Annotated in this window: 18 protein-coding genes; 5 read left to right on the forward strand and 13 right to left on the reverse strand. The window is 63.7% G+C overall.

Annotated features, from left to right (window positions below; all coding sequences use genetic code 11):
- Nucleotides 1-45: 45 nt before the first annotated feature.
- Nucleotides 46-1,515, reverse strand: coding sequence for a sensor histidine kinase (locus BUQ73_RS13300; RefSeq protein WP_079228346.1), 1,470 nt, complete (start codon nucleotides 1,513-1,515; stop codon nucleotides 46-48).
- 106 nt (nucleotides 1,516-1,621) lie between these two features.
- Nucleotides 1,622-2,215 carry a transglycosylase SLT domain-containing protein gene (locus BUQ73_RS13305; RefSeq protein WP_079228347.1) on the reverse strand — a complete coding sequence of 198 codons (594 nt, stop codon included), beginning with the start codon at nucleotides 2,213-2,215 and terminating at the stop codon, nucleotides 1,622-1,624.
- Nucleotides 2,216-2,403: 188 nt separating this feature from the next.
- On the opposite strand from BUQ73_RS13305, the gene gspG reads away from it, so the two are divergent.
- Nucleotides 2,404-2,829 (forward strand): type II secretion system major pseudopilin GspG, encoded by a 426-nt coding sequence (gene gspG / locus BUQ73_RS13310; protein WP_079228348.1) that lies wholly within the window; start codon nucleotides 2,404-2,406, stop codon nucleotides 2,827-2,829.
- A gap of 11 nt (nucleotides 2,830-2,840) precedes the next feature.
- Nucleotides 2,841-4,031 (forward strand): type II secretion system F family protein, encoded by a 1,191-nt coding sequence (locus BUQ73_RS13315; protein ID WP_079228349.1) that lies wholly within the window; start codon nucleotides 2,841-2,843, stop codon nucleotides 4,029-4,031.
- A 2-nt stretch (nucleotides 4,032-4,033) separates the two neighbouring features.
- Here the strand turns inward: BUQ73_RS13315 and BUQ73_RS13320 are convergent, their stop codons facing one another.
- On the reverse strand, nucleotides 4,034-4,948 hold the full coding sequence (locus BUQ73_RS13320; protein WP_079228350.1) for a site-specific integrase: 915 nt from the start codon (nucleotides 4,946-4,948) through the stop codon (nucleotides 4,034-4,036).
- Between the two features lie 121 nt (nucleotides 4,949-5,069).
- Here BUQ73_RS13320 and BUQ73_RS13325 point away from each other — a divergent pair, with 121 nt between their 5' ends.
- Together BUQ73_RS13325 and BUQ73_RS13330 are read left to right on the forward strand one after the other, a co-directional pair.
- Nucleotides 5,070-5,717 carry a DUF1345 domain-containing protein gene (locus BUQ73_RS13325; RefSeq protein ID WP_079228351.1) on the forward strand — a complete coding sequence of 216 codons (648 nt, stop codon included), beginning with the start codon at nucleotides 5,070-5,072 and terminating at the stop codon, nucleotides 5,715-5,717.
- Between the two features lie 270 nt (nucleotides 5,718-5,987).
- Nucleotides 5,988-6,617, forward strand: coding sequence for an RHS repeat-associated core domain-containing protein (locus BUQ73_RS13330; RefSeq protein WP_079230553.1), 630 nt, complete (start codon nucleotides 5,988-5,990; stop codon nucleotides 6,615-6,617).
- Here the strand turns inward: BUQ73_RS13330 and BUQ73_RS13335 are convergent.
- Nucleotides 6,614-7,864 carry a pyridoxal phosphate-dependent aminotransferase gene (locus tag BUQ73_RS13335; RefSeq protein WP_079228352.1) on the reverse strand — a complete coding sequence of 417 codons (1,251 nt, stop codon included), beginning with the start codon at nucleotides 7,862-7,864 and terminating at the stop codon, nucleotides 6,614-6,616. The genes BUQ73_RS13330 and BUQ73_RS13335 overlap by 4 nt on opposite strands.
- A gap of 295 nt (nucleotides 7,865-8,159) precedes the next feature.
- On the opposite strand from BUQ73_RS13335, the gene BUQ73_RS13340 reads away from it, so the two are divergent.
- On the forward strand, nucleotides 8,160-8,420 hold the full coding sequence (locus BUQ73_RS13340) for a DUF1652 domain-containing protein (RefSeq protein ID WP_027919032.1): 261 nt from the start codon (nucleotides 8,160-8,162) through the stop codon (nucleotides 8,418-8,420).
- Here the strand turns inward: BUQ73_RS13340 and BUQ73_RS13345 are convergent.
- From BUQ73_RS13345 to BUQ73_RS13385, 9 genes are all read right to left on the reverse strand, one after another.
- Nucleotides 8,417-10,504, reverse strand: a complete 2,088-nt coding sequence (locus tag BUQ73_RS13345; RefSeq protein ID WP_079228353.1) for a putative bifunctional diguanylate cyclase/phosphodiesterase — start codon at nucleotides 10,502-10,504, stop codon at nucleotides 8,417-8,419. The two genes, BUQ73_RS13340 and BUQ73_RS13345, sit on opposite strands and share 4 nt — an antisense overlap.
- Nucleotides 10,505-10,834: 330 nt before the next feature.
- Nucleotides 10,835-12,322: an efflux transporter outer membrane subunit gene (locus BUQ73_RS13350; protein ID WP_079228354.1), complete on the reverse strand. Its 1,488-nt coding sequence runs from the start codon at nucleotides 12,320-12,322 to the stop codon at nucleotides 10,835-10,837.
- Entirely contained in the window at nucleotides 12,319-15,426 is a 3,108-nt protein-coding gene (locus BUQ73_RS13355) for an efflux RND transporter permease subunit (RefSeq protein ID WP_079228355.1), read from the reverse strand. The genes BUQ73_RS13350 and BUQ73_RS13355 overlap by 4 nt, the downstream gene beginning before the upstream one ends.
- The gene (locus BUQ73_RS13360) at nucleotides 15,423-18,521 is read right to left on the reverse strand and encodes an MdtB/MuxB family multidrug efflux RND transporter permease subunit (protein WP_079228356.1); all 3,099 of its coding nucleotides are present in this window, start codon (nucleotides 18,519-18,521) and stop codon (nucleotides 15,423-15,425) included. Before BUQ73_RS13360 ends, BUQ73_RS13355 begins: the two co-directional genes overlap by 4 nt.
- A complete protein-coding gene (locus tag BUQ73_RS13365; RefSeq protein WP_079228357.1) occupies nucleotides 18,518-19,828 on the reverse strand; it encodes an MdtA/MuxA family multidrug efflux RND transporter periplasmic adaptor subunit in 1,311 nt (436 codons plus the stop codon). The genes BUQ73_RS13360 and BUQ73_RS13365 overlap by 4 nt, the downstream gene beginning before the upstream one ends.
- Before the next feature lie 362 nt (nucleotides 19,829-20,190).
- Entirely contained in the window at nucleotides 20,191-20,691 is a 501-nt protein-coding gene (gene tpx / locus BUQ73_RS13370; protein WP_079228358.1) for a thiol peroxidase, read from the reverse strand.
- A gap of 166 nt (nucleotides 20,692-20,857) precedes the next feature.
- Nucleotides 20,858-22,138, reverse strand: a complete 1,281-nt coding sequence (locus BUQ73_RS13375) for a serine/threonine transporter (RefSeq protein ID WP_079228359.1) — start codon at nucleotides 22,136-22,138, stop codon at nucleotides 20,858-20,860.
- 302 nt (nucleotides 22,139-22,440) lie between these two features.
- Complete coding sequence (locus tag BUQ73_RS13380; protein WP_079228360.1) at nucleotides 22,441-23,637, reverse strand: aromatic amino acid transaminase; 1,197 nt, start codon at nucleotides 23,635-23,637, stop codon at nucleotides 22,441-22,443.
- A 116-nt stretch (nucleotides 23,638-23,753) separates the two neighbouring features.
- A complete protein-coding gene (locus tag BUQ73_RS13385) occupies nucleotides 23,754-24,779 on the reverse strand; it encodes an Ldh family oxidoreductase (RefSeq protein WP_079228361.1) in 1,026 nt (341 codons plus the stop codon).
- Nucleotides 24,780-24,802 lie beyond the last annotated feature (23 nt).

A 24,802-nucleotide genomic window follows, 5' to 3' on the forward strand; every position in this document is an offset into this window, starting at 1 on the left:
AAAAATATAAAACTAGTTATTTTTCAATCACTTACATTGATTAAATTAAGTATTTTGTGATGAGTTAACCAATCGAAAACTGAGCGAGACCCGCGTGCCATGGCCCTCGCTGCTACTCAGGCGGACTGAACCGCCAAAGCGCTCCATGATGCGCTTGACCAGTACCAGCCCCACACCCAGCCCGCCTTGCTTGGTACTGAAAAATGGCCTGAACGCCAAACGCTGCTGCTGTTCGTTCATGCCCTTGCCGCTATCGGCAAGGCGCAAGGTCAGGCTGCGCCGGTCGCGCTTGACCACCTCGATACGCAACCGCCCACCCTGCTCCATCGACTCCATGGCATTGGCGATCAGGCTGTTGAAGATCTGCCCGAGCAGTGCCGGGTGGCCAAGTACCTGCACTGGCGGTATCGGTTGCAGATCCAGGGTTACCCCGCTGCGCGCCAACGGCACGGCAAAACTCTGCAGGCTTTCCTGCAGCACCTGGGGCAAGTCGACCGGCACCGCTTCATCATTCAGCGGCCGCAAGGATTGCAACAACTGGCGTATCCACTGCGACATGCGGTCGACCTGGCTGATGATGTCGTTGATGTTGCGTTGCGCCGGGCCTTCATCGAAGGCCTGGGCCAGTTCGGCGCTGGAGCGGATGCTGGCCAACGGGTTGCGCAGGCTGTGGGCCACCGCCGAGGACACCTCGCCAAGGGCCACATAGGTTTCACTGTTGATCAGGCGTTTCTGCTGCACCGCCATCAACCGCGCGGCGCGGCGCATGATGCCGTACAGGCCGATGTAGACCAGCGCCGCACCGATGGTGATGGCCAGCCAGATGAGAATCAGGCCGTGCTCGATTCGCACGATCAGGTCGTGGGGCTCCTTGTAGATTTCCACCATCGCCGTGACGGTATCGCCATCGGCATCGAACAAGGGGATGTAGTTTTCGATGAACAGCTGTTCCGGCGGGGTCACGAACTTCTGTTCAGCGCGTGCCTGCTCAAAGTTGTGGTAGCTGGCCGAAACCCGCATCTTGTACTCGAAGGCGCGGTCCAGGTCGTCATCAACTTCGATCAGCTTGCCCATCAGCGCCGGGTTGGTCGACCAGATCACCGTGCGGTCCGGGGCATAGATATTGGCCAGCAGCATGTCCGGCAGGTGCGCGATATGGTCGAGGAACTCACCACGGGCCTTGCGCCGCGCTTCCGGGTCGACGTCGGGCATGGCCGTGCGGTCGGTGCGTGGGTCAAGCAGTTCACCCATGGTGCGCACATTGGGGATCGACACATGGCGCACTTCGGCGTCGGCGATCGAGGTGATGAACTGCGCCGTGAGCAAGGCGTCGCGCTCGATGCTCTCATCGATGATGAACCGGCTGGAAATAAGCCCAAGGCCCGCAGCCACCGAGAGGATGATCGCCAGGCTCACCCAGGCATACCAGCGCAGCAGGTTGAACGGCCTGCGCGGGGCTGCAGCTTCATTGCCCGCGGGTGCCTCGATTGCTTCGTAACGGGGGGCGCTGTCCATGACGGACTCCACTGCAGGGCACCTGTTGAAAGGTTATAGCCCAGAGTTGGGTAACCATGACGCTGATTGGGGACGAGTTGCGCCACTTTCGCGACGCAAGGCCCGTTCAAAGTGGCGAATCATCGGCCAGCCCCTGCAGCTTGCGGTACTCGCGCAACACATTCGGTACATACCGGCGGGTTTCGGCGAATGGGGGTACCGCACCACGCCGCCGGACGGCATCGGGGCCTGCGTTGTAGGCGGCCACGGCCAGGGTGATGTCGTTGTCGAACAGGGTCAGCATGCGTTTGAGGTAACGCGCCCCACCCTGCACGTTGTCTTCGGGGTCAAGGATGTCTTCCACGCCCATCTCCTTGGCCGTGTCTGGCATCAGTTGCATCAGCCCCACCGCCCCGGCTGCCGAACGGGCCTTTGGGTTGTAGCCAGACTCAGCCTTGATCAGCGCATGCAATAGCGCCAGCGGCACATCGTAATCGCGGGCCGCCGCCGCCACCAGTTCGGCGTAAGGCCGCCCGGTGATCAACTGCGCGCCGGCCGGGCCAGCCTGGGCAAGGGGTTCGCTGATTACCCGTTCGTAGTGGCGTCCTGGCCGATGGACGTTGCTCAGTACATAACCGCCATTGGCATCGACGGAAATGTACATGTCGGCCTGGGCGATTGCCGCCACCAGCCAGGTCACTACCAGAATCACCACTCGCATGTCGGTCGCCTCCCCGCCGTGCTCCCCCCCGATGTGGGGGAAATGCCCCGGAAAACCCGGGCTTTTCTGCTACGACGCAAGCACCATGCCGCTTGCCATGGCGCATGGCGCAAGGCCCCGAGGCAGACGTGCACGGCTGTTGCATGTGGCTTGGAAACGCGTGTCCCCATGCAGCGGAGGGCTTCACCATGCAGCGCAGATCCAACCCCCAACGTGGCTTCACCCTGCTTGAACTCCTGGTGGTCCTGGTGGTGCTCGGTTTGTTGGCCGGTATCGTCGCGCCCAAGTACTTCAGCCAGCTCGGCCGCTCGGAAGCCAAGGTGGCGAAGGCGCAGATCGAAGGCTTGGGCAAGGCCCTGGACCTGTACCGCCTGGAAGTGGGCCATTACCCCAGCAGTGAGCAAGGCCTGCAGGCGCTGGTCGCCGCCCCCAGTGGCGAGGCGCGCTGGTCGGGGCCCTACCTGCAGAAGGCCGTGCCGCAAGACCCATGGGGCCGCCCTTACATCTACCGCCAGCCCGGCGAAAACGGCGGTGAGTACGACCTGCTGTCGATGGGCAAGGACGGCCAACCCGGCGGCGATGGCGAAAACGCTGAAATCACCAGCTGGCAATGAGGAGAACGGCCATGCGCTATAGCCTCAAGGCCCTCGGCAGACAGGGCATTGTGCAGATACAGATCGACGCCGAGGATGCCGAACACGCGCGTCGCCAGGCCGAGCACCAAGGGCTGCGGGTGGTCAGCGTGCGCGGCCAGGGCAAAACCCTGCGTGGCCTGGCCTGGCGCCGTGCGGCAAGTTTCGACCTGGTGCTGTTCAGCCAGGAACTGACCACCCTGCTGCACGCCGGCCTGCCACTGATCGATGCCTTGGAGAGCCTGGCGGAAAAGTCCCCCATCGGGGCAACGCGCAAGGTCCTGACCGAGCTGGTGCGCCAGCTCTATGAAGGCCGCTCGTTATCCCAGTCACTGGCCCAGCAGCCACGGGTGTTCCCGCCGCTGTATGTGGCGCTGGTACAGTCCAGCGAACGTACCGGCGCGCTGGGCGATGCCCTGGCCCGCTACATCGGCTACCGCCAGCGTCTGGACCTGGTCCGGCAAAAGTTGGTGGGCGCTTCGGTCTACCCGTTGTTGCTGTTGCTGGTGGGTGGTGGTGTGGTGCTGTTCCTGCTCGGCTATGTGGTGCCGCGCTTCAGCCTGGTGTTCGAGGGCATGGGCAGCGAACTGCCCTGGTTGTCGCAGGTGCTGATGGATGTCGGCCTGTTCCTGCATGCCCAGCAGTTGCCGCTGGCACTGGCGGTTGCGGGCGGCATCGGTGCATTGGTGGTCCTGCGCCGCAACCCGCTGGTACGGCGCTGTGCATCACGGCAGCTGCGGCGTTTGCCAGCCTTGCATCAGCGCCTGGTGATGTATGAACTGGCGCGGTTCTATCGCTCGCTTGGGATCCTGCTGCAGGGCGGCATCCCGATCCTCACCGCCATGGGCATGGCCCACGGGCTACTTGGCAGCGCTTCGGCGCAAGGCCTGGAACAGGCCAGCCGACGCGTCGGTGAGGGGCTGCCGTTATCGGACGCACTGGAGGCCGGCCAACTGGTCACCCCAGTGTCGCTGCGGTTGCTGCGGGCGGGGGAACAATCGGGGAACCTGGGGGAGATGCTCGAACGCTGCGCGGATTTCCATGATCAGGAAATCGGCCGCTGGGTGGAGTGGTTCGTGAAACTGTTCGAGCCGCTGCTGATGACCTTCATCGGGCTGCTGATCGGGGGGATCGTGATCCTGATGTACATGCCGATCTTCGACCTGGCTTCGAGCATTCACTGACCTCAGTAGTCGAAGCGGTCCACCGCCCGCCGCCGCTCGTTGTCATCGCGCCGGTCATAACTGGCAGTGGTCTGGATGTTGGCATGGTGTGCCAGCTTCTGCGCAATCGACAGGTCATGCTCTTCGATCACCCGGGTGATGAACGCCCGGCGAAAATCATGGGGCATGATCTTTACCCCCACCTGGGCGCCGCGCTGGCGGGCAATGTAGTAGATCGCATGCTTGGTGATGCGTGCGCGGGTGATGTGGTTGCCACGGCGAATGCGGTTGAACAGGAACGGGTCGTCCGAGGCGCCCTCGGGTAGCGCCTGCCGGCGCAGGTCCAGCCAGGCCTGCAGCTTTTCGAATGCCCAGGCCGGGGCGTACTTGATCAGCTGCCGGTTACCCTTGCCGGTGACCTGCAAGCTGCGCGCCTCGAAGTCGACCTGGTCGAGGTCGATATCCACCGATTCCGACTTGCGCATGCCGGTGCCGTAGAGCAAGGCGATGATGGCCGCATCGCGCACGCCCTGCGGCCGCGGGTCGGCCTCGCACAGGTCCATCAGTTCGCGAATCAGGCTGCGCCGCAGGTTGCGCCCGGGCGGCAGGCGGCTGCCGGACGCCGGCTTGACCTCGCGGATGCGCAACAGTTGCTCGTGGTCGATCAGGCCTTGGCGCCATGCCTCGTTCATCACCCCGCGCACGGCATTCACATACAGCGACGAGCTGTTAGGTGCATAGCCATCGGCGCGCAATGCCGCGACCAGGCCAATCACATGGCCAGGCTCAAGCCGGTGCCAGGGTACATCGACGAGGTTGCAGTCGACGAAACCGAGGCGGTCGGCGGCATCCTGGAGGATGTAACGCATGGTCTGCTGGCTGGAGGGTGCCAGCCGGGCCAGGTATTGCAACAACGGGTTGTGGGGAAGGTTGGACAAAACAACGAATCCTGAAGCGAATCAAAGCGAAGGCAGGCAATGTTACCGTAACCCGGCCAATTGATCGAACCGCTGGCCGCTGTGGTCTAGAGTGAGTTCACCCCCCTGCCTGCGAGCGCCCATGGTTTTCCACCGCCTCACCCGTACCCACCCCCGCTTGAGCATCGCTGCCGTGGCTGGCCTGGTCGGTGCCTGGTTCATTCCGGCCGATGACGCCATCCAGCGCACCCTCGCCGGCTGGAACCTTGGCGTCTGGCTGTACCTGCTGCTGGTGCTCTGGCTGACCTGCCGAGCCACTCCCGAGACCGTGCGCAAAGTCGCCCGGGTCGAGGACGAAAATGCCGGCCTGGTGCTGTTCACGGTGTGCATCGCTGCCATCGCCAGCCTGGCCGCCGTGACCCTGCAGCTGGTCTCCAGCCGCGGCCTGCAAGGCAGCGCGCTGGCCTTGCACTACCTGTACACCGGGCTGACGGTGGCAGGTTCGTGGCTGCTGATCGGCTGCATCTTCAGCCTGCACTACGCCCGCCTGTTCTACACCGGCGACAGCAAAGAACCGGCGCTGCGGTTTGCCGACGGTGAGCGCAACCCGGATTACTGGGACTTCCACTACTTCTCGTTCACCATCAGCGTCGCCGTGCAGACCTCCGACATCGGCGTCGGCGGGCGCGGCATGCGCCGGGTGGTGCTGGCGCATTCACTGGTAGGCTTTGTGTTCAACACGGCGATTCTGGGCTTCACCATCAATATTGCGGCAGGCCTGCTGGGTTAGGGTTAACTGGCACTTTTACCAGTAGACGCTGAAGAGCCAGCTCGTAGGATACGGTTATCGACACTTCTCAAGGTCTGAGTCATGCGCCCGATTGCAATATGGCAGAGCCGCTACAGGATCTTCTATCAAATGGAACACGCCTGCCTTTATTCAGGCGCAGTCACCGAGCGCATCTTTATCGCTGACACTACCCTGCTAGCGCAAAAATCGAGCGCCGACACAAAAGCCCTGCTCATTCAACTTGACTCAGCAGGGTCAATCATTGGAGCCATGGCTCCTCACATCTCTCAGCTGTTCACGCCCTATGGAGCAAGTGCCCCTGGCTCGTTGGTCACGATACTTGCATTCTGCGGACAGCCCCTTGATCGTGCCTCGAACACCTATCCGTTGGGAAATGGACGGCGTTCTTTTAGTCCATCGATAATGCGATTTACTACCTCCGATTCTATGTCACCTTTCGGTAGAGGCGGGCCTAACGCTTACGCTTATTGCCAAGGAGACCCGGTCAACAGGCATGACCCAAACGGTCAATGGTGGGTGCTGCACCGTATAGTCAGATTCTCCGCCAGATTACTTCATCGCGGATTAAATACAGCATCACGCCTGATATTCAACATGCCAGCACCTACTCTACGTCGAACCGTGCAGACTGTTGCTGCAGAAAGCTTTCAACAGGCCACTCGCCAATTCGAAACAAGCTGGAACATGCTGCCTCCGGCTGCGCAAATGACAGTTTCAGCAGTTGTTGCATTACCAACGGTGATGACTGTCGGGGTGACTGTACTAGCCGCAGCCCGGACAGGAACGCCGATAGTTCCATCACTGCAACAGTCTGCCGGCCTTTTCATGGGAGAAGCAAATGCACAGTTGCGCCAAGCCCTTGGTGTTGGTCGCCACTAGAGTTTTGCGAACTTTGATGTTTTCATCCTTTCCGTCCAAATAGCGGAATTTCGGACTTCGCAAAACGCATTGCCGCAGGTCCGTTCGACCAAGACGCGCCCGGCACAGGCAGCGATGCGCTGGCAGGCTTGCTCCAGGCGTTCGGCATCCAGCACCAGCCCCATGCGCACATGGCCCGCCGCGCTGGGGCCGAACGCATCCCCAGGCAGAAGTGCTACACCCTCTTCCAACAGCAAGCGCTGGGCGAAGGCATAGGCATCAAGCCCGGTGGCACGGATATCGAGCATGACGAACATGCCGCCTGCCGGGCGATGGGCAAGCACTCCCGGGCAGTCCGCAATGGCTGTGCAAACCCGGTCGCGCCGCTGCCGATAGGCCTCGCGCATCGCCTGCACGGCCGGTAACTCCTGCTCGAGTGCCGTCTGGACGCCCGCCATGACGAACTCCGGCAAGCCGAACAGCATCGCCACGGCCAAGGTGGCGAGGTGTGCAATCAACGCTTGCGGGCCCACCACCCAACCCACTCGCCAGCCGCTCATGGCGTGGGACTTGGATACGCTGTCGATCAACACGCAGCGCTCGGCCATGCCTGGCAGACTGATCGGGTCTGCCGGCTCACCGTCGAACAGCAAGCCGCTGTACACCTGATCGCACACCAGCCACAGGTCATGTTCCCGACACAGCTGCGCCAGCAGCGCCATGTCCTGTGGCGAGATGGCGGCGCCGGTCGGGTTATGCGGGGTGTTCAACAGCAGGCCACGGGTACGCGGGGTTATCGCCCGGGCCACCGCCATCGGGTCAAGGCGAAAGCCCTGCTCAGGGCTGACAGCTACCTGCACGGGCTGTGCCCCGCAGGCACCTAGTACGCCTTGATAGGTGACATACATGGGCTCGGCGACGATCACCTCGTCACCGCCCTCGAACAGGCATTGGCAAACCGCGTACAACGCGCACTGGGCTCCGGCCAGGACCATCACCTGGTCGGCCGAGACATGCGCGCCAGTGCGCCGCGCAATTGCCTGGCGCAGCGCCAGGCTGCCGTGCACATCGCTGTAGTGGGTCTCGCCACGCTGCAGGCTGGCTATGGCTGCCTCGACCACCGGTGCTGGTGTGTCGAAGTCCGGGTCCCCCACCGACAGCAGAAAGATCTCGCGCCCTTCGCGGCGCAGTGCCTGGGCCTGGTAGTGAATGTCCCACGCCGAAGCGGCTTCGCCGGCGATGCGTTGTGTGAGCGTGGAATAGCGCATGACTGTCTCCCTGTCTGCCCAGCTCGCACCGCTCGTCCGAAAACGCTGTGCGCCTAATGACCCTAAAAATAGCAGAGCAGACCGGCAACCATGCGGGCATCGTGCGGGGAAAACGTTTGCGTGGCCATTTGCCGCCAGACGGCTCGCATGACAGCTCTGTGACCGCTGTCATGCATTAATACAATTGTCTTGTATTGCGCCAAACATGGGCTGTGGCAGGTGCTATGGTTAGGTTCCCGGCGGCCGAGCGAACGGCTACCGATCACCGCGTCCAGGCAAGGACAAGGAGGCTGGCTTGAACAAGATGACGTTCCCCAACGCCTGCCAGGTGATGCGCTGGCACTTCCACCCGCTGGGCTTCGAGGCCAGCATGGATGCGCCGCGCAGCATGGTCGCACGACTATTTGACCGGGCCACGGGCCAGACCCTGCTGGCCATCGCCGGCATCCCCTGCACCGCAATCATGGCCGCGGCCGATGTCGAACGCATCATCGAGGCCGTGGAGGCCGAGATGGAGGCCTTTGCACCGGCCTTTTCCCTGCTTGATGCAGGCTAGACAGCCGCCTCGCTTTTCTCGCGCAACGCCTGCAACTTGCCCATGAACTGCTCGGCCGGCACCGGCTGACCGAGCAGATAGCCCTGCAGGGAATCACAGCCCAGGCGGGTCAGGAAGTCCTGCTGGCGGTTGGTTTCCACCCCTTCGGCAACGATCCGCAGGCCCAGCGCCTGGCCCAGGGCGACGATCGCCGAGACAATCGCCGCATCATCACTGTCCTGCTCCAGATCACGCACGAAACCACGGTCGATCTTCAGCTCGTTGGCCGGCAGGCGCTTGAGGTACATCAGGCTCGAATAACCGGTACCGAAGTCGTCGATGGACAGGTCCACGCCCATGTCGGAGAGCCGCTGCAGCACTGTCAGGCTGGCATCGGCGTCGTGCATGGCGGTGGTTTCGGTGATTTCCAGGGTCAGGCGGTTGGCCGGCAGGTGGTTTTCCCGCAGGGCACGGGCGACGCTGTCCACCAGGCCGGCGTGGCAGAACTGGATGGCCGACAGGTTGACCGCCATGCGCCAATCCGTATGCCCCTGTTCGACCCACTGCCGCATCTGCCGGCAGGCTTCGCCCAGTACCCACTCGCCGATGGGGATGATCAGGCCGGTCTTTTCCGCCAGGCCGATGAAGCGGTCCGGCAGCATCAGGCCGTGCTGTGGGTGCTCCCAGCGCAGCAAGGCTTCGGCACCGATCGGTGCGCAGGCCTGGGCGTCGAACTTGGGCTGGTAGTGCAGGCGGAACTGGCCTTGCTCCAGGGCCATGCGCAGGTCCTGCAACAGCTGCAACTGTTGACGGGCGTTGCTGTTCATCGACGCGTCGAAGAAGCTGTAGCCGTTCTTGCCGGCGCTCTTGGCGTGGTACATGGCAGCGTCGGCGTTGCGCAGCAGTTCGAGTTGGTCTTGACCGTTGCCTGGGTACAGCACGATCCCCAGGCTCGCCGTCAATTGCAGGTCGTGCTCGGCGACACGGAAGGTGCGCGACACCAGGTTGACCTGCTTGACCGCCACATCCATGGCGTCTTCCGGTTCCTGCAGCTCCACCAGCAACACGAACTCGTCGCCGCCGATCCGTGCCAGGGTGTCCTGGCTGTGCAGATGGCCACGCAGGCGGGCCGCCACGGCCTTGAGCAGCAGGTCGCCGACATGGTGGCCAAAGGCATCGTTGACCGGCTTGAAACCATCCAGGTCGATGAACATCAGCGCAAAACAGCCGCCCTGCTCCGCCACCTTGCCAATGGCCTGTTCGATACGGTCGGACAACAGCGTGCGGTTGGGCAGCCCGGTCAAGGTGTCGTGCAGCGCCAGCTGGGTCAACTCCTGGTTGGCCAGGGTCAGCGAGTGGGCCAGTGCTGCCGTGCGCGCCTCCAGGCGTGCATCCAGCACCGAGGTGAGCAAGGCCACGGCCAGCACCGCCAAAGTGGTGATCAGCACCAGATAGACCAAGCCATCGCCCTGCAAGCCGCTGGCCAACGCGCCGCAGTAGCTGCCTTCGGGAAAGTTCGCGGCGGCCATGCCGGTGTAGTGCATGCCGACGATCGCAACGCCCATCACCATGGCAGCCAGGCCGCGAAACTGGCGCACATAAGGGGTGTGCTGGCGCAGGCGGAAGGCTATCCACAATGCGGCCGCCGAAGCACCGACCGCAATGGCCAGCGAGGCGCCGAACAAGGTCGGGTCGTAATCGATGCCAGGCAGCATGCGCAGGGCCGCCATGCCGGTGTAGTGCATGCAGGCGATGCCGGTGCCCATGATCAGCGCGCCAAACGCCAGCTGCAACTTGGGCAGGCTGGGCTGGCTGACCAGCCACAGGGCGAAACCGGAGGACAGTACGGCAATCACGAGAGAGAGCACGGTCAGGCCGATGTCATAGCCCAGGGCAATGGGCAGGCTGAAGGCGAGCATGCCGATGAAGTGCATCGACCAGACGCCGATGCCCATGGCCAACGCGCCCCCGCCCATCCACAGGTGCACGGCACGGCCCTTGGCCGTGGCGATACGGCCGGTCAAGTCAAGGGCGGTATAGGAAGCAAGGATCGCCACGCAGAGTGAAATCAGCACCAGCGCAGAAGAATAACTACCGTTCAGCATTGGAAAATCCAGCTCGGGACAGGGGGCCCGAAAAAACTGACGATTGTACTCAAGCTTTGGCGAAACGCACGGGGTTTGTGCGAATGGGAATGGATCCAACGCCAGATAGATCTGGCTGGATCACTCGAATTAGAGCTATTTCAAGCCAAATGAAGGCAAATTGCCATTTGTCGGGCCGACACGCTTTTTGTGGGAGCGGCCTTGCGTCGCGAAAGGGCTGCGCAGCAGCCCCAGTTTCAGCATCGCCGCATAGATTGCAGGGGTCGCTTTGCGACCCTTTCGCGACGCAAGGCCGCTCCCACAGTAGACCGAGCCTGCTTGCGGGGGTGTTTATTCCTGCTGGGCAAACGCCTGTCCGGCATCCCAGCCACCGCCCAGGGCGGCAATCAACTGCACGCTGGCCACCAGGCGCCCTTGCAGCAGGGTCAACGCACTGCGCTCGTTACTCAGCGCAGTGGTCTGCACATTGACCACGTCGAGGTAGCCGATCAAGCCGGCGCGGTACTGGTTCTCGGTCAGGCGCAACGATTCGCGTGCCGATTCCAGCGCTTCCTGACGTACCACGGCTTCATCAGCGTACACCTTCAGCTGCACCAGGAAGTTTTCCACTTCCTTGAAGCCGTCGAGCACGGTCTGCCGGTACTGCGCCACGGTCTGGTCATACACCGCCCGGGTGCGGTCAACCTCGGCGCTGCGCTTGCCGGCGTCGAACAAGGTCAGTGCCAGTTGCGGCCCCACCGACCAGTAGCGGTTGGGCAGCTCGATCCAGTTGCTGAAGCTGCTGCTGGAATAACCGCCACTCATGCTCAGGCTCAAGTCCGGGAAGTAAGCGGCACGCGCCACGCCGATATTGGCGTTGGCGGCCATCACGTTGCGCTCGGCCGAGGCGATGTCCGGGCGCCGTTCGAGCAGTTGCGACGGCAACGCCACCGGAATCTGCGGCAGCGCCGGGATCTGCTTGCTGTCGGCCAGGGAGAATTCAGCCGGGGCCTTGCCCAGCAACACGGCGATGGCGTTCTCGAACTGTGCGCGCTGCCAGATCAGGTCGATCAGGTCGGCCTGGGTGGACTTCAGCTGGGTACGCGCCTGGGCCACTGCATCCGGGCCAGCGACGCCGGCCCGGTACTGGTTTTCGTTCATCCGCAGCGAACGCTCATAGGTCGCGACGGTCGCTTCGAGCAAGCGTTTCTGCTCGTCGATCACCCGCAGTTGCAGGTAGTTCTGCACAAGCTCCGACTGCTGACTGAGGCGGATTGCAGCCAGGTCGGCAAAGCTGGCCTCGGCACTGGCCTCGTTGGCGTTCATGGTCTCGCGCAGCTTGCCCCACAGGTCGATTTCCCAGCTGACGCCCAGCTGCGTGTTGTAGGTGTTGCGGATACCGCTGCTGTTGTTGGACAGGCTCGAACTGGAACTGCCAGTGCCTTGTGCCGAGCGGTTCTTGCTGGCGCTCAGGTCCAGGCTGGGGAACAGCGACGCCCGGCTGCTGCGTACCAAGGCCTGGGCCTGGCGGTACTGGGCTTCCGATTGCGCAACGGTCTGGTTGCTGCGGTTCAGTTCCTCGACCAGCGCATTCAACCCGGCATCGCCGTATATCTCCCACCAGGCGCCACGGGCGATGGCATCGGACGGGTTGGCCTGGGTCCAGCCCTCGGCCTGCTTGTATTGCGCCGGCGTGCTCAGCTCCGGGCGGTGGTAGTCCGGGCTCAGGGTACAGGCACTGAGCATGGCCACGCACAGCGCGGCGCCGGCCAGGCGTGAGCCCCGCCCATGGGTCAGCAGCTGCAAGGCTCGGTGAAGTGGGGTCTGGGCGAAGTTCATAGCGGCGTGTCCAGGGCGGCGTCGGTGCGTACACCGCGCCAATGGTTGAATCGGTGACGCAGGCGGTCCAGGTACAGGTACACCACCGGCGTCGTGTAAAGGGTCAGCAGCTGGCTGACGACCAGGCCGCCAATGATGGTCAGGCCCAGCGGCTGACGCATCTCGGCACCTTCGGCGCGGCTGATCAGCAGCGGCAAGGCGCCAAGAATGGCGGCCAGGGTAGTCATGAGGATCGGCCGCAGGCGCAGCAGGCAAGCGCGGCGGATCGACTCTTCCGGGCTCAGGCCCTGGTGGCGCTCCAGTTGCAGGGCCAGGTCGATCATCAGGATGGCGTTCTTCTTCACCACGCCGATCAGCAGGAACAGGCCCAGCAACGAAATCAGGCTGAACTCGCCCCCGGTGGCGTACAACGCGAGCAAGGCACCGACACCGGCCGAGGGCAAGGTCGACAGAATGGTCAGCGGGTGGATGTAGCTTTCGTAGAGGATGCCCAGCACCAGGTACACCAGCACCAGGGCACCGAGGATCATGAACGGCTGCCCTTCCTGGGTCTTGGCGAACGCACTGGCCGTGCCGCCGAGCTTGGCGATCACTTCCTCGGGCAAGCCCAGCTTGGCCACCTCCCGCTCCACCGCGGCCATGGCCTGGTCAGGGCTGTAGCCTTCGGCAACGTCGAAGGCGATGTCCTCGGAGGCGAACTGGCCTTCGTGGCTGACGCGGTCATTGGCCAGGCTGTTTTCGTAGTGGGCAATGGTCGACAGCGGCACCCGCGCACCCGCACTGGTGATCACCTGCACCTGTTCCAGGGTGCTCGGGTCCCAGGCGTATTTCGGGTTGATCTCCAGCACCACCTGATACTGGTTGAGGCTGTCGTAGATGGTCGAGATCTGCCGCTGGCTGTAGGCGTTGTTCAGCACGGCGGTGACCATGTCCATGTCGATGCCCAGGCGCTTGGCCTGGTCGCGGTCGACCACCAGCGTCACCTGCTGGGTACCGGAGCCGTCACGGGCGTCGATGGCGGTCAGCTCGGGCAATGCGCGCAGCGCCGCTACCACCTTGGGGAACCACTGGCGCAGGGCCGCCAGGTCGCCACTCTGCAGGGTATACAGGTATTGCGAGGACGTCTGGTCACGGCCACCGCCGCCCAGCTGCAGGTCCTGGTCGGCCATCAGGAACAACCGCCCGCCCGGCACCTTGGGCATTTCCTTGCGCAGGCGTTCGATGACCTTCTGCGCATCGAGCTTGCGCTCGTTGATCGGTTTCAGGCGCACCAGCACCATGGCGTTGTTGGTGCCACTGTTGCCACCGATGAAGCCGGCCACGCTCTCCACTGCTGGGTCGGCGAGCAAGGCGCGCCGGTAGATTTCCATCTTCGGCTGCATCACGTTGAACGACAGGCCGTCGTCACCGCGGATGAAACCCATCAGCTGGCCGGTGTCCTGTTGCGGCATCAGGGTCTTGGGCACCACCACGTACAGGGCGATGTTCAGGCCGATGGTCGCCAACAGGCTGACCAGTGTCAGGCGCTTGTGGCGCAGGGCCCAGCCGAGGCTGCGGTCGTAGGCGTCGACCATACGCTGGTGCGCCTTGTCGCTCCAGCGTTGCAGGCGTGTCTGCTCTGCGCGGTGGGGCTTGAGCCAGCGCGCGCAAAGCATCGGTGTGAGGGTCAGCGACACCACCAGCGAGACGATGATCGCCGCCGCCAGGGTGATCGAGAACTCCTGGAACAGGTTGCGCACGATGCCGCCCATGAACAGGATCGAGACGAACACGGCCACCAGCGATACGTTCATCGACAGCAGGGTGAAGCCGACTTCCCGGGCACCAAGGAACGCCGCACGCATCGGTGGCTGGCCGTCCTCGATATGCCGCGAGATGTTCTCCAGCACCACGATCGCATCGTCCACCACCAGGCCGGTGGCTAGGATCAGCGCCATCAGCGACAGGTTGTTCAGCGAGAAGCCACAGAGGTACATCACCGCGAAGGTGCCTACCAGCGACACCGGCACTGCCAGGCTCGGGATCAGTGAGGCACGCAGGCTGCCGAGGAACAGGTAGACCACCAGGATCACCAGCACCACGGCGATCAGCAGCGTGTGCTCGGCCTCCTTGAGGGTGGCCTTGATAACCGGCGAGCGGTCCATGGCCACATTCAGTTGCACACTGGCTGGTAGTAGCGACTGCAGGGCCGGCAGCTGTGCCTTGATCTGGTCGACGGTCTCGATGATGTTGGCGCCGGTCTGGCGGTTGACCACCAGCAGCACGGCGCTCTGATCGTTGAAGAAGCCGCTGTTGTAGCGGTTTTCGACGGCATCGGTGACGGTAGCCACGTCAGACAGGCGCAGGATGGTGCCGTTCGACTGGCGGATCACGATCGGCTCGTAGTCCTTGGCGGTTTCCAGCTGGTCATTGGCGCGCACCTGCCAGTTGCGCTCGGCGTCTTCGACGAAGCCCATGGGCCGGCGCTGGTTGGCGTTGGACACCGCCGTGCGCACCTCGTCCAGCGACAGGCTGTACTGGTTGAGCAGTTGCGGCTCGACGGCAATGCGCACCGCTGGCAGCGAGCTGCCCCCGATCTGCACTTCCCCTACCCCGCTGACCTGGGCCAGGCTCTGCGACAGGATGGTGTCGGCCAGGTCGTACAGCTGGCCCTTCTGCAACACGCTGGAGGTCAGCGAGAGCACCATGATCGGCGCCTGCGACGGGTTGATCTTCTTGTAGGTGGGCATGCTGCGCATGCCGCTGGGCAGCAGGTTGCGCGTGGCGTTGATCGCCGCCTGCACCTCACGTGCGGCACCGTCGATGTCGCGGCCCATCTCGAAGCCGATGATCACTCGGGTCGAGCCCTGGTTGGAGCTGCTGGTCAGAGTGGTGACGCCGGCGATGCTACCGAGCTTGCGCTCCAGCGGCGTGGCCACGGTGGCGGCCATGACCTCGGGGCTGGCACCGGATAGGTTGGCCGACACCACGATCACCGGGAAGTCCATCTGCGGCAACGGCGACACCGGCAGCAGGCCGAAGCTGACGCCGCCGAGCAACATGATCGCCAGGCTCAGCAGCATGGTCGCCACTGGCCGGCGAATGAAAGGTCCTGACAGGTTCATGCCTCGGCCTGCTGCGCATCAGCGGCCGGGCGCCAGCGGCGGGCCAGGCGGTCGAAGTACAGGTAGATGACCGGTGTGGTGAACAGCGTCAGCACCTGGCTGACCAGCAGGCCACCGACCATCACCAGGCCCAGCGGCTGGCGCAGCTCGGCACCGGAGCCGGTGGCCAGCATCAGCGGCACGGCGCCGAACAGCGCGGCCAGGGTGGTCATCAGGATCGGCCGGAAGCGCAGCAGCGCCGCCTGGTAGATCGCATCATGGGGGCTCATGCCCTGGTTGCGCTCGGCCTCGAGGGCGAAGTCGATCATCATGATCGCGTTCTTCTTGACGATGCCGATCAGCAGGATGATGCCGATGATGGCGATCATGCCCAGGTCGTTGCCGCTGAGGAGCAACGCCAGCAAGGCGCCGACCGCCGCCGACGGCAAGGTCGAGAGGATGGTTACCGGGTGGATGTAGCTCTCGTAGAGCACGCCCAGCACGATATACATGGTCACCACGGCCGCCAGGATCAGCAGCAAGGTGCTCGACAGCGAAGCCTGGAACGCCTCGGCAGCACCCTGGAAGCGGGTCTGCACGCCGAGCGGCATGCCGATGTCCTGCTGCACCTGCTCGATCACCTTCACCGCTTCGCCCAGCGACGCACCATGGGCCAGGTTGAACGACAGCATCACTGCCGGGAACTGGCCGATGTGCGAAATGGCCAGTTGCGCCTGACGCTGCTCGATGCGCGCCAGGGCCGACAGCCGCACCTGGCCGCCATCGGTGGCCTTGACGTGGATCGACTCCAACGCCGACGGGCCAATGTTGGACGCGTCCTGCGACTGCAGCACAACCCGGTATTGGCTGGCCTGGGTGTAGATGGTGGAAATCTGCCGCTGGCCGAAAGCGTCGTACAGCGCGTTGGTGATCTGCGACACGGTGATGCCAAGGCGGCTGGCCATGTCACGGTCGATCACCAGATACACCTGCAAGCCCTTGTCCTGCAGGTCACTGGCGACGTCCTGCAGTTCCGGGCGTTCCTGCAGGGCGTGCACCAGCTTGCCGCTCCACTGCGCCAGCAGGTCGGCGTCAGGCGAGGACAGGCTGAACTGGTACTGGGTACGGCTGACCCGGTCCTCGATGCTCAGGTCCTGCACTGGCTGCATGAACAGGCGAATGCCGACCAGCTTGTCGAGTTGCGGCTGCAGGCGGCTGATCACTTCACCGGCGGTGACATCACGCTCGCCATGGGGCTTGAGGTTGATCAGCAGGCGGCCGCTGTTGAGCGTGGCGTTATCGCCGTCGACACCGATGTAGGACGACAGGCTCTGCACCGCCGGGTCCTGCAGGATGACCTTGCTCAGGGCCTGCTGGCGCTCGCTCATGGCGGCGAACGAGGTTGACTGCGGCGCCTCGGAAATACCTTGGATCACCCCGGTGTCCTGCACCGGGAAGAAGCCCTTGGGCACCACCATGTACAGCAGCACGGTAAGCGCCAGGGTGGCCACCGCCACCAGCAGGGTCAGCGGCTGGTGCCTGAGCACCCACTGCAGGCCACGGCCGTAATGCTCGATCAGCCAGTCGATCCAGGCACCGCTGGCGCGGTAGAAGCGGCCCTGCTCTTCTTCCTTGGGCTCGCGCTTGAGCAGGCGCGCGCACATCATCGGGGTCAGGGTCAGCGACACCACCAGGGAAATCAGGATCGCCACCGCCAAGGTAATGGCGAACTCGCGGAACAGGCGGCCGACCACGTCGGCCATGAACAGCAGCGGGATCAGTACGGCGATCAGCGAGAAGGTCAGCGAGATCAGGGTGAAGCCGATCTGTTTCGCGCCCTTGAGTGCCGCCTGCAGCGGTGTTTCGCCTTCCTCGATGTGGCGCGAGATGTTCTCGAGCATGACGATGGCGTCGTCGACCACGAAGCCGGTGGCGATGGTCAGGGCCATCAGCGTCAGGTTGTTGACCGAGAAGCCGGCCAGGTACATCACGCCGAAGGTGCCGATCAGCGACAGTGGTACGGCGATCGAGGGGATCAGGGTAGCGCTGAAGCGGCGCAGGAACACGAAGGTGACCATCACCACCAGCACGATGGCGATCAGCAGCTCATGCTTGACGTCCTCGACCGCGGCGCGGATGGTCTGGGTGCGGTCGGTGAGCACCGATACATCCAGCCCAGCTGGCAGGTTGTCGGTGATCGATGGCAGCAGCGCCTTGATGCGGTCAACCACCTCGATGACGTTGGCACCCGGCTGGCGCTGGATGTTCAGCAGCACGGCCTGGTTCTGGTTGGCCCAGGCGGCCAGACGTTCGTTTTCGGCGCCGTCGACGATTTCGGCGACATCCTTCAGGCGCAGCGGCGCGCCATTGTTGTAGGCCAGGATGAGGTTGGCGTATTCCGCAGGCGAGCGCAGCTGGTCGTTGGCGTCGAGCATCGATACCCGGGTCGGGCCATCGAAGTTGCCCTTGGGCTGGTTGACGTTGGACGCGCCGATCAAGGTGCGCACGTCGTCGAGGTTGAGGCCGTTGGCGGCCAGTGCGTCAACGTTGACCTTGATCCGCACCGCCTGGCGCTGGCCGCCGGCGATGCTGACCATGCCCACGCCGCTGATCTGTGCGAGCTTCTGCGCCACGCGGGTGTCGACCAGGTCGTTGAGCTTGGGCAGTGGCATGGTCTTGCTGGAGATGGCCAGAGTCAGCACCGGGGTGTCGGCCGGGTTGACCTTGTTGTACACCGGCGGTGCCGGCAGGTCCGTGGGCAGCAGGTTGCTGGCGGCGTTGATCGCGGCCTGCACCTGTTGCTCGGCAACGTCCATGTTCATGTCCAGGCTGAAGCGCAAGGTCAGCACTGAGGCGCCGCCGGAACTGGTCGAGGCCATCTGCTCAAGGCCCGGCATCTGGCCGAACTGGCGCTCCAGCGGGGCGGTGACCGCACTGGTCATTACCTGCGGACTGGCACCCGGGTACAAGGTCATGACCCGGATGGTCGGGTAGTCGACCTGGGGCAAGGCCGACACCGGCAGCAGCTTGTAGGCGATCAGGCCGGCCAGAACGATGGCCAGCATGGTCAGCGTGGTGGCGACCGGGCGGAGGATGAACAGGCGTGACAGGTTCATGCGCCCGCCTTGGCTGCCGCTGTGCCGGAAGGCGCTTCACCGGTCTGTGCCGAACCTTTGGCGTCCTGGCCCTGCAGATGCTGGCCGGGGGTGGTCGGCACTTGCGAGCTGTCCTCGACCACCTCGACCTTGGTGCCTTCACGCAGGCGGTCGGTGCCTTCCAGCACCAGGCGGTCACCGGCCTTGAGCCCCTCAAGGATGACGCTGTTCTGGCCATCGCTGGCGCCGACCTTGAGTTTGCGGATATTGACCGTGCTCTGCTCGTTGACCACGTAGGCGAAGGTGCCGTCGTTGCCGAACTGCACGGCCGCTGCCGGGGCCATTACCACCTGTTTGAGGGTGTCGGCCAAGAGGCGCACGTTGACGAACTGGTTGGGGAACAGGGCCAGGTCCTTGTTCTCGAAGCGGCCCTTGAACTTCAGGGTACCGGTGGTGGTGTCGATCTGGTTGTCGATACTGCCCAGCACGCCGGTCGACTGCAGTTTGCTGTCGGTGCGGTCCCAGGCTTCGACCGGCAGGCTGGCGCCGCTGCGGTAACGCTCGAGCACGGTGGTCAGCTCGGTTTCGGGCAGGGTGAAGGCGACACTGATCGGCTCGGTCTGAGTGATCACCACCAGGGCGGTGGTGTCGTTGGCTGCCACCAGGTTACCCAGGTCGAGCTGGCGCAGGCCCACACGGCCATTGATTGGCGCGCGGATCTGGGTGAAATCGAGGTTCAGGCGGGCATCGTTGACCTGGGCCTGGTTGGTCTTGACCAGCCCCTGGAACTGCGCGACCTGGGCTTCGGCGGTGTCGAGCGTCTGCTTGGCGATGCTGTCCTGGGCGTACAGACCCTTGTAACGCGCCAGGTCGACCTGGGCGTTCTTCAGTTGCGCCTGGTTCTGCGCCAGGGTGCCTTCGGCCTGCTGCAGGGCAATGCGGTAGGAACGCGGGTCGATTTCGGCGAGCAGATCGCCGGCCTTGACCTGCTGGCCCTCCTTGAAGAGGACCTTCACCAGTTCACCTGCCACGCGGCTGCGCACATTCACCGTATTGGTCGCGGTGACCGTACCCAAAGCCTTGTAATAAAGCGGGAAGTCACCCACCCGCACCGGCTCGACGCGCACCGGCACCGGGTCGGTGGAGCCGCCGAAGCCCGGCCGGCCACCCATGCCCATGCCCACGCCCTTGCCGCCGCGCCCTCCACCGGCCGCTTTGTGGGCAGGTGTTGCCGCGGGCCACAGCCACCAGGCCAGCAGGGCCACCAGCAGCAGGATCAGCAGGCCGACGAGCCAGCGACGAGGGGATCGGGAATTGGACACTTGCATGGGTTGAACGAACCTTGTTCGGAAATGGCGGCTTGAGGAGGTTGAACGATAAGCACTGGCATCGTTATAGCAAAGGCTCTTTACCAGAGGTTTACCTTTGCCTGACGTTGCCAAAAGGCTGAACTTTAAACGAAAACGGCCCGGAACGCGTTCCGGGCCGTTACTGGGTGTTGCTTGGAGCGATGGCGGGCTGACGAGTTCCTTTACCTGTTCCTGCCCTTTCGCGGGTAAACCCGCTCCCACAGGGATAACACAGCTTTCAAGGGCTGCGCCGTACCTGTGGGAGCGGCGGTTCGGCGCTCCGATTTACCCGCGAAAGGGCCGGAACAAGCTGAAACAGCCGCCCCTGCCCCACGCAATCCTTACTTCAGAACAGCCAGGGCTGCATCGTAGTTCGGCTCGTCAGCGATTTCGCCGACCAGCTCGCTGTGCAGCACCTTGTCGTTCTCGTCCAGCACCACCACGGCACGGGCAGCCAGGCCGGCCAGCGGGCCGTCGGCGATGGCAACGCCGTAGTTTTCGAGGAACTCGCGGCCACGCAGGGTCGACAGGTTCTTCACGTTTTCCAGGCCTTCGGCACCGCAGAAGCGCGCCTGGGCGAATGGCAGGTCAGCCGAAATGCACAGCACCACGGTATTGGCCACGTCGTTGGCCTGGGCGTTGAACTTGCGTACGGAAGTGGCGCAGGTCGGGGTGTCGACGCTTGGGAAGATGTTCAGCACCTTGCGCTTGCCGGCGTAGTCCTTCAGCGACTTGTCTGCCAGGCCTTCACCGACCAGGGAGAATGCCGGAGCCTGGGCGCCGGCCTGTGGCAGGTTGCCTTTGACCTGAACCGGGTTGCCTTTGAGGGTCACTTGAGCCATGACGAAATCCTTATGCTGGGTTTGAAAAGGACACTGAGTTAAGCATGAAGGCGACCGGGTGCCTATGGGTACGTTGAAATTGTTCTATTGCCAGACAATTATTGTGGACAAAAAAAAGCCCGGATGGCGACAAGCGCCCCGGGCTTTTTCTGTTGCGAGCAGTGAATCAGCCGATCAGGCCGTACACCACCGAGGTCAGCGCAACCAGGCCGATCACCACCACGAACACGTTCGACAGCGTGCCGCTGTACTTGCGCATCGACGGCACACGACGGATGGCGTACATCGGCATCAGGAACAGCAGCACGGCGAGAATCGGGCCGCCAAGCGATTCGATCATGCCGAGGATGCTCGGGTTGAGTGTGGCGACGATCCAGCAGACCACCAGCATCAGTGCGGCGACCACCCGGTCCAGGGTCTTGGCGCCCGGGCGAGCGCCGGTCTTGGCGATGATGCCCTTGAGGCCTTCACTGGCGCCGATGTAGTGGCCGAGGAACGACTTGGCAATGGCGACGAAGGCAATCAGCGGAGCGGCAAAGGCAATGGTCGGGTTGCTGAAGTGGTTGGCCAGGTACGACAGGATCGACAGGTTCTGCGCCTTGGCCTCGGCCAGCTGGGCACTGCTCAGGGTGAGCACGCAGCTGAACACGAAGAACAGCACCATCACCACCATCAGCAGGTGGGCGCGGCGCAGGATCTGGCCGCTGCGCTCGTCAGCATGCTCGCCATAGCGGCGCTTCTGGTCAACGGCGAAGGCCGAGATGATCGGCGAGTGGTTGAACGAGAACACCATCACCGGAATGGCCAGCCACAGGGTGTGCAGGAAGGCCGAACCCGACGGCACCTGGGCGGCGCTGTCGAGGATGCCACCGGTCCAATGCGGGATCAGGTACAGGCCCAGCAGCCCCAGGGCAACGATGAACGGGTACACCAGCAGGCTCATGACCTTGACCGTGGCCTGCTCGCCGCAGCGCACGATCGCCAGCAGGCCGAGGATCAGCACGAACGACAGGATGGCCCGTGGTGGCGGCGCCATGTGCAGCTGGTGCTCCATGAAGCTGCTGACGGTGTTGGTCAGTGCCACGCTATAGATAAGCAGGATCGGGAAGATCGCGAAGAAGTACAGCACGGTGATCAGCGCGCCGGCCTTGATGCCGAAATGCTCTTCGACCACTTCGGTGATGTCGCCACCGCTACGCCCGGACAGCACGAAGCGGGTCAGGCCACGGTGAGAGAAGTAGGTCATCGGGAAGGCTAACGCGGCCAGGATCAGCAGCGGCCAGAAGCCGCCGAGGCCGGCGTTGATCGGCAGGAACAAGGTGCCTGCGCCAATGGCTGTGCCGAACAGGCCCAGCATCCAGGTGGTGTCGTTACGCGACCAGCTGCCGAGGGTGGCGGGGGTCGATTCTACAAAGCGTTGTTCAACGCTTGGGGCCTGCTCATTCATTCCGGGTGAAGCTCCACTCGCAAGACTGCAACAGGCTGAGAATGGCGAAATAGACGATTCGCCCAACTCAACCGGATATAGAGGGGCGCGATTGTGCACGGAAAGGTTGCACTTGCGAAGCCCCTTTCCGAGGAGCGGTTGCACTTGTCTTTACAAGTGGGTTTTACAGATGGGTTGTTTGTAGGAGCGGCCTTGTGTCGCGAAAGGGCCGCAAAGCGGCCCCGGCAGTTTGTGCCACTGCACAAATCCGGGGCCTTTCGCGACACAAGGCCGCACCTACAAGGGCCGCGCAGGCCCGAGAATTACTTCTGAACGGCGGCGAAGGCTTCGGCAACCCGTTGCAGGTTGGCCGGACGCAGGCCGGACATGCACACCCGGCCGCTGTCGATCAGGTAAACGCCGAACTCGTCACGCAGGCGACGCACCTGCTCGACGCTGAAGCCGGTGTAGCTGAACATGCCGCGCTGGCGCAGGAAGAACTGGAAGTCCTGGCCTGGCAGCAACACCGCCAGGGCATCGACCAGCGCCTGGCGCATGTCGAGGATGCGCTTGCGCATCACTTCCACTTCGGCCGCCCATTGGGCGTTGAGTTCGGCATCGCCGAGTACGCCAGCCACCAGCTGGGCACCGAAGTTGGGCGGGCTGGAGTAGTTGCGACGCACAGTGGCCTTGAGCTGGCCGAGCACGCTCTGGGTGGTGGCTTCGTCGTCGCAGACCACCGACAGGCCCCCTACCCGCTCGCCATACAGCGAGAAGATCTTGGAGAAGGAGTTGCTGACCAGGCACGGCACGCCGGCACGGGCCATTTCGCGGATGGCGTAGGCGTCTTCCACCAGGCCTTCACCGAAGCCCTGGTAGGCGATGTCGAGGAACGGGATCAGCTGACGCGCCTTGACCACTTCCACCACTTGTTGCCACTGGCCCTGCTCGAGGTCAGCGCCGGTGGGGTTGTGGCAGCACGGGTGCAGCAGCACGATGCTGTTGGCCGGCAGACCCTGCAGGGCCTGCAGCATGCCGTCGAAGTCGACGCCACGGCTGGCCTGGTCGAAGTACGGGTAGGTGTGCACCTTGAACCCGGCACCTTCGAAGATGGCGCGGTGGTTGTCCCAGGTCGGGTTGCTGACCCAGACTTCCGACTGCGGGAAGTAACGCTTGAGGAAGTCGGCACCGACTTTCAGTGCGCCGGAGCCGCCAACGGTCTGCACGGTGGCCACACGCTTGCCGGTCACGGCCGGGTGGTCGGCACCGAACAGCAGCGCCTGGATTGCCTGGCGGTAGCTGGCCAGGCCTTCCATCGGCAGGTACAGCGAGGCTTCATGGGCCTGGCCGGCGATGCGTTTTTCCACCGCATCCACCGCTGCCAGCTGCGGCACCACACCGGCCTCATCGTAATACAGGCCGATACTCAGGTTGACCTTGTCGGCGCGCGGGTCGGCCTTGAAGGTTTCCATCAACGAGAGGATCGGGTCGCCGGCATAGGCATCGACATGTTTGAACACAGCGTGCAGCTCCTTGGATCAGGACAGTTCGGAAAGACTGCCCTGAGGATACCCGGAGTCGGGCCCAAGGAACATCACATAAGTGCAAGGTTGTCTATGCAACTTTGCACAACGGCTCAACCCAGCAGCGCTTGCAGGCCCTGCAGCTCCTGTTCGGTCAACGCCACCCCTTGCCGCTCAGCCACCTCCCGCTCGCGGTAGCGACGCTCGCCTGGCATCCGCGATAGCCCTGCGGCTTGCATGTGCTCGACCAGTTCGCGGCTGCGTTGGGCAAACCGGTCACCCTCAGCCTTGCTCGGGTCGATGACGATGAGCAGTTGCCCGGTCCAGGGCGTCTTCGCCCCCGGGTGCCCCGACCAGTCGAACTCCCAGGAGAAGTGCCCGCCGGTCAGCGCCGCCGCCAGCAACTCGACCATCATCGACAGCGCCGAGCCCTTGTGCCCGCCAAACGGCAACAACGCGCCGCCCTCCAGAATGGCCTTGGGGTCGGTAGTCGGCAGGCCTTGGGCATCCACGCCCATGCCTTCGGGCAACAGCTGCCCGGCACGCGCGGCGATCTGCACGTCGCCATGGGCCATGGCGCTGGTGGCCATGTCGAAGACAATCGGATCATGCCCCGCGCACGGTGCGGCGAAGGCGATGGGGTTGGTGCCGAACAACGGTTTGCGCGCACCGTGCGGCACCACGCAGGTCATGCTGTTGACCACGCTCAGCGCCACCAGGCCTTCATCTGCAAACGGCTCGACGTCAGGCCACAGTGCGGCGAAATGGTGCGAGTTGTGGATCGCCAGCACGGCGATGCCGGCGCTGCGGGCCTTTTCCACCAGCAACCCACGCGCCGCTGCCAGGGCGGGCTGGGCGAAGCCACCGGCGGCATCCACGCGCACGTAGCCTGGCGCCACATCGGTCACCTGTGGCGTGGCACGCCCATCGACCCAGCCACTGGCCAGGGTCGAAACATAACCGGGAATACGAAACACGCCGTGGCTATGGGCGCCGTCGCGCTGGGCACTGGTGCAGTTGTGGGCAAGCACGGTGGCTACCGCTTCGCTGCAGCCGTGGCGCTGGAAGATTGCTTGCAGCAGCCGCTGCAGTTCGGCGAAAGGCACACGCACGAGCGGGCTGGTGGAAGGTGCGGACATCTGTAGCTCCTTTTTTGGAATTG

Source organism: Pseudomonas putida, assembly GCF_002025705.1.
Classification (GTDB): Bacteria; Pseudomonadota; Gammaproteobacteria; order Pseudomonadales; family Pseudomonadaceae; genus Aquipseudomonas; species Aquipseudomonas putida_J.